Here is a 3,796-nt window from a genome sequence, read left to right on the forward strand (position 1 = left end):
CTCGCAGGACGGCGAGCGCGATGCCCACCAGCGCGGCGTTGGCCGCCGCCACGATCAGCACCCCGCGCGTGTAACCGGCGAACGTACGCCAGGCGGCGCGCCCCGCCAGGTCGCACACCGGACGCGCCCGGGCCGGGAGTTGGCGCTGCGCCCAGCACCACATCCGGTCGCCGGAGTGCAGGAAGAACACCGAGCAGAAGATCGCGAGGGCCAGCGCGGTGAGCAGTTCGACGGCCCGGCTCGCCTCATTGAACGCGGTGCTGAGCAGCGCCGAGCGATGGCTGCTGACGAACTCTCCGATCTTCGCCCGGAGGCCGGTGACGGTGCCGGCCCGCAGGCGGAAGGGCGCGCCGGTCAGCCAGTGGTCGATCCGGCCGAGGCCGCCGCGCAGCTCGGCGCCCAGCCCGTTCCACTCGCCGGCGACGGTCGTCCCCACCAGTGTGAGGACCCCGCCGAGGACCACGACGGCGAGAACGAAGGCGAGCAGGACGGCGAGCGAGCGGGGCAGCGCCAGGGCCAGCAGGTCGACGAGCGGTCGCAGGACGGAGGTGATGACCAGCGCCAGGAACACCGCGATGACCGGCAGTTCGAGCCGGGCGAGCACGGTGACGGTCAGGTAGGCGGCCACGCCGAGCAGGAGCAGGCGCCACGTGTACCCGGCGGCCGTCCGCAGCCCACGCGGCACCCGGTCCCCAGGTACCGCATGCCGGGTCCGAGGCGAGGCCACCCGGGGGCGGCGGCTGCCGAGCGGCGGGGGACGCCGGTTCGGTCCGGTGCCGTTCACTCGCACGGGCCGCCTCCTCGGGCTCGGCCGGATTCCGTCCGGTGTCCTGCGGCTACCCGGGCGGGTGTGCGGGAAACGGGTGCGCTCACAGCTGCGCCGTCACCGCGACCAGCAGCGCGGCCAGGCCCACGGCCAGCCAGGCCACGTAGTCGCCGAGCAGCCCGGAGTGGAGGCGGCGCAGCGGCAGGACGGCCGTCCGGTACAGCCCGCCGGTGCCGTGCCCGGGGGTGCGGCGGACGGCGACGGTGGCGAAGCCGACGGCCAGCAGGGCGGACAGCAGGCCGAGGGCGATCCCGGAGGCGGTCCACGACGCGTCGGGGGCGGAAGCGACGGGTGCTCCCGGCTGTCCGAGGACATCGGCGAGGTAACCGACGCGGTCGGCGAAGACCGACGCTCCCTCTGCGAGCGCCCGGCCGATGTCGGGCAGGATGCCGACGGCCAGGCAGCCGGCCAGCAGCAGTCCCGGTACGACGAGCATCGGCGGGGGAAGTCGGCGGTCGGGGGAACGGATCTCGGGTTCCTCGCCCTCGCCGGTGGTCGCGGCCACCTCCGGGTGTTCGGAGGGCGGGGCGCCGACGCCGCCGAAGACCCGCAGGCCCGCGCGCAGCACCGCACCGCCGGTGAGCGCGGACACGAGGACGAGCACGGCTGGCAGCCAGCCGAGTTCGCGTCCGGCGGCCTCCTCGGTGACGGCCTTGCCGAGTCCGGTGCCGAACGGCGGAAGACCGGCCAGGGCGAGGCCACCGAGGACGAACAACGCGCCGGGCAGCTTGAGTTCGCGGGCTCGGCCGTGCAGTCCGTGTTCGTCCACTGAGCCGTAGCGGTCGAGCAGGACGCCGGTGAGGCCGAACAGGGCGGCCTTGGCGCCCCGCGTGGCCGGCCACGTACACCGCTGCTCCGGCCAGTCCGGCCGGGGTCAGCAGCGCCGCGCCGACCAGGAACAGACCGACGTGCCCGACCGTGGAGAAGGCCAGCATCCGCTTCAGGTGCCGCTGCCGCCAGCACATGACGGCGCCGACCAGTGCGGTCAGCACACCGGCGGCGAGCAGCGTGTCCCGGACGACGGCCTCCGGCAGACCGCCGATGCCGCCGCCACCGCCCGGTAGATCCTTGCGACGCCGTAGACGCCGAGTTCGACCATCACCCCGGACAGCAGCATGCACACCGGACTGGGCGCGACCGCGTGCGCGTCCGGCAGGCAGAAGTGGAACGGTGCCTTCGCTGCCTTCACCAGCGGACCGGCCAGTACCAGGACGAACGCTACGACGACCAGGGCGTCCCGGCCGTGCCCCGCCGCAGCCCGTTCGTCCAGGGCAGCGCCGATCTGGGCCAGGCCGAGCTCTCCGGTGCGGGCGTAGAGCAGGCCGATGCCGAGCAGCGAGAGGTAGGCGGCGGCTGAGTTGACCAGGCCGAAGGCGAGGGCGCCGTGCAGCGGGCGCGGATCCTCGATCCGGTAGCCGGTCAGCGCGTAGGCCACGGCGCCCATCAGTTCGAAGAACACGAAGGCGTCGAAGAGGTCGCCGGTGAGCGCGAAGCCGTACATCCCGGCCTCGAAGAGCAGCAGCAGGGCGGGGAACATGCCGTCGTGCTCGGCAGCATGCCGGAGCCGAGTACCGAGCCGAACAGAATCGACTCCTCGCCGAGGGTGTCGAAGGCCCGCTGGTCGAAGTTGACCGAGGAGACGATATCGGCCGTGCGCTGGGCCAGTCCGGCGGTCACCGCCCGCTCACCGTAAGGGTGTCGGACACCGCCGAAGCCTGGCAGCTCGGTCGCGGCGGCGATCAGGGCGGCGGCGAGGACGGCGGCGGCGGTCAGGAAGAGCCGCAGCCGGGCGGTGCGGCTCACTCGGTGCGGTCCCGGCGGTCGTCGGGGTGTTCCTCGCGGCGCACCTTGCGGACGGTCAGCAGGATCAGCAGCGGGGTGATGGCGCTGCCGACGCCGAGTTGGGAGAGCGCGACGTCCGGGGCCTGGAACACGGTGAACAGCACGGCGAGGCATAGCCCGAGCAGGGCGAGGACGGCGGCCTGCCGGACCGGGTCGCGGGTGAGCGCGGCGGCGGTCGCGGTGACGGCGGTGAGCAGCAGCGTGATCACGATCAGGGCGTTGTTCACCGCTTCGCCTCCTGCTCGGCGAGGATGGTCGTCCGGGCGACGGCCATCGTCGTGACGGTGCCGCCGACGGTCAGCAGCAGGCCGATCACCAGCAGCTTGGCGGCCGCCCGGCCCGGCCCGGTGTCCACCGCGAGGGCGAGGGCGACCAGCGGCGCACCCAGGGCGGCGGCGGGGGAGAAGGCGTGCAGCCGCAGGTACGGGCCCGGCAGCACGATGAGTGCGAGGGCGGAGAGCAGCAGGCCACGCAGCCCGAGCAAAAGGCAGGGGCGGATCCCGCCGGCGGCGAGGAGAGCGGCCGCCAGCAGCCAGGCGTTCACCGGGCGTCTCCGGTCAACGCCCGCTCCAGCGCGGAGACTTCACAGCCGAGCGCGTGCACGGTCAGGCTGCCGGCCGCGCCCTTCTTGGCGTCCGCGACGTCCACGATGTACGCGCCGGGCGTCGCGGACAGGAGCGCCGCGGCCCAGGCCGGTCCGGCGCCGGGGGCGAGCCGGACGGTCCGGAACCCGCCCCGCTGGTGCCGCGGCGAGAGCACGGCGAGCGCGAGCCGGCCGGTGTCGGCCAGCAGGGTCCACGGGAAAGTCCAGAGCGCCTGGGCCAGCCGCGTCGGTCCGCCCGGTGCTGCCCCCGAGGCATGCCGGACCGCGACGGCGCCGACGGCTGCGAGGAGCGCAATGCCGCCGCCGACCGCCATTTCCAGTGGCGTCACCGAGCTGATCAGCACGGTGTTCAGCAGCAGCAACACCCCCCACCAGAGCAGGAGTTCGACCGCCGTCCGCATCGCACCACCCTCAAGACTGGCCCTGGGGGACCCACCCCCGTGGGGGGTGGCCCACGTCTCCCACCCGTTCGGTCCACACCTGCTTCCCCCCACAACACCAAACGCGCGATCTCCATACCGGAC

5 protein-coding genes and 1 pseudogene are annotated in these 3,796 nt (G+C 74.0%); all 6 read right to left on the bottom strand.

Annotated elements, in window-relative coordinates:
* Positions 1 to 790 (bottom strand): AI-2E family transporter (locus ACFQ87_RS45030; RefSeq protein WP_380616848.1); only part of this gene is annotated, 790 nt, incomplete at its 3' end.
* A 79-nt stretch (positions 791 to 869) separates the two neighbouring features.
* A pseudogene (locus ACFQ87_RS45035) lies at positions 870 to 2,372 on the bottom strand (complex I subunit 5 family protein); the annotation flags it as partial.
* Complete coding sequence (locus ACFQ87_RS45040) at positions 2,270 to 2,629, bottom strand: hypothetical protein (protein WP_380616849.1); 360 nt, start codon at positions 2,627 to 2,629, stop codon at positions 2,270 to 2,272. The gene ACFQ87_RS45040 and the pseudogene ACFQ87_RS45035, both read right to left, overlap by 103 nt.
* Positions 2,626 to 2,895: a Na(+)/H(+) antiporter subunit B gene (locus ACFQ87_RS45045; protein WP_380616850.1), complete on the bottom strand. Its 270-nt coding sequence runs from the start codon at positions 2,893 to 2,895 to the stop codon at positions 2,626 to 2,628. Before ACFQ87_RS45045 ends, ACFQ87_RS45040 begins: the two co-directional genes overlap by 4 nt.
* Positions 2,892 to 3,212, bottom strand: coding sequence for a monovalent cation/H(+) antiporter subunit G (locus tag ACFQ87_RS45050; RefSeq protein WP_380616851.1), 321 nt, complete (start codon positions 3,210 to 3,212; stop codon positions 2,892 to 2,894). The genes ACFQ87_RS45045 and ACFQ87_RS45050 overlap by 4 nt, the downstream gene beginning before the upstream one ends.
* Positions 3,209 to 3,673 carry a hypothetical protein gene (locus ACFQ87_RS45055; protein ID WP_380616852.1) on the bottom strand — a complete coding sequence of 155 codons (465 nt, stop codon included), beginning with the start codon at positions 3,671 to 3,673 and terminating at the stop codon, positions 3,209 to 3,211. The genes ACFQ87_RS45050 and ACFQ87_RS45055 overlap by 4 nt, the downstream gene beginning before the upstream one ends.
* Positions 3,674 to 3,796 lie beyond the last annotated feature (123 nt).

Source organism: Kitasatospora sp. NPDC056531 (assembly GCF_042794375.1).
Classification (GTDB): Bacteria; Actinomycetota; Actinomycetes; order Streptomycetales; family Streptomycetaceae; genus Kitasatospora.